The sequence below is a fragment of the Mucilaginibacter sp. P4_G9 genome, assembly GCF_056400985.1.
This window is the reverse complement of record NZ_JBFUKF010000806.1, coordinates 1-1,078: the sequence shown is the minus strand read 5'-3', so window position 1 is coordinate 1,078 and position 1,078 is coordinate 1. Positions and strand designations below refer to the sequence as shown.

Annotated in this window: 1 protein-coding gene; it reads left to right on the top strand. The window is 31.4% G+C overall.

Features of this window, described 5'->3' with window-relative positions; translation table 11 throughout:
• Positions 1–395: 395 nt before the first annotated feature.
• The coding region (locus tag AC1DPZ_RS27785) for a nucleoside-diphosphate sugar epimerase/dehydratase (RefSeq protein ID WP_477409621.1) at positions 396–1,078 on the top strand (683 nt) is incomplete at its 3' end.

The window sequence follows — 1,078 nt, the reverse complement described above, 5'->3', positions numbered from 1 at the left end:
CAATTAAGGCCGTTTATGGTTTAAAGGGGGGATATGACGCTATAATAGTTGCTGTTTCACATAGTGAATTTTTTAACCTGAACTATAACTCATTAAAGAAAACCCCATTCTCGGTTATATACGATATAAAAGGAGTGCTCGATAAAGATATTGTTGACGGACGGTTATAGTATTGCCGGAATTATAGCGTAATATTTGCTTTTTTATAGATACACGGGTGTTAAAGTGTTGTAAAAAAAATATATTTTGTTTTTGCAAAAATTTCTAAATTTTTAATTTTGCCAATCATGCCCTAACATTTTTGTAATCAATTGTGCATTTCAATTATCACATTGTTATTTTAAATAAATATGTTAATTTTAGCAGGTGTTGTATACTTCAAGAAGCTCTAATACATGATTCACAGATACGCTACTTTTATTAAAGCAGTGAACCTTACCATTGATTATATTATACTTAATATGAGCATGGTAATTTCTTACTTTATTGAAGATAGGTCATACATTTTTTGGATAAATAACAGAAAATATTTGCCTATAGTTTTAGTTTTTAATTTGATCTGGTTATTGTCTGCCAATATCACCGGTTTGTATGAACATGTTTTAAATAAAGACTCTATAAAAACTTATCGTGGTGTAATAAAAACCTACCTGTTGTTTGTAAGTTTTATTTGTTTCACCATTATAATACTTATAGGTACAAAGGCTTATTTTATTACACGGGAGTATTTGTTTTACTCATTAGCTTTGTTTGGTTTTTTGCTGGGATTATGGAAACTGATATTTCTTACCATCCGAAAGAGTGACAGGGCATCTTTAATTGATACCAGGGCAGTAATTATTATCGGTGGCGGACGTATAGGATCTGATCTTTATAGTTTTTTTAAACAGAACCCCGAACGCGGTTATAGCCTGATTGGCTTTTTTGACGATAATCCCGAAAAAGTGAGCGATAATCATTTGTATTTAGGGGGGACAGATGATTGTATAAGCTACGTGCTAAATAATAAAGTTGATGAGATATTTTGTACACTGCCAAATTCAGAAGCACAAACTATTGAACGTTTGATGCTTGATGC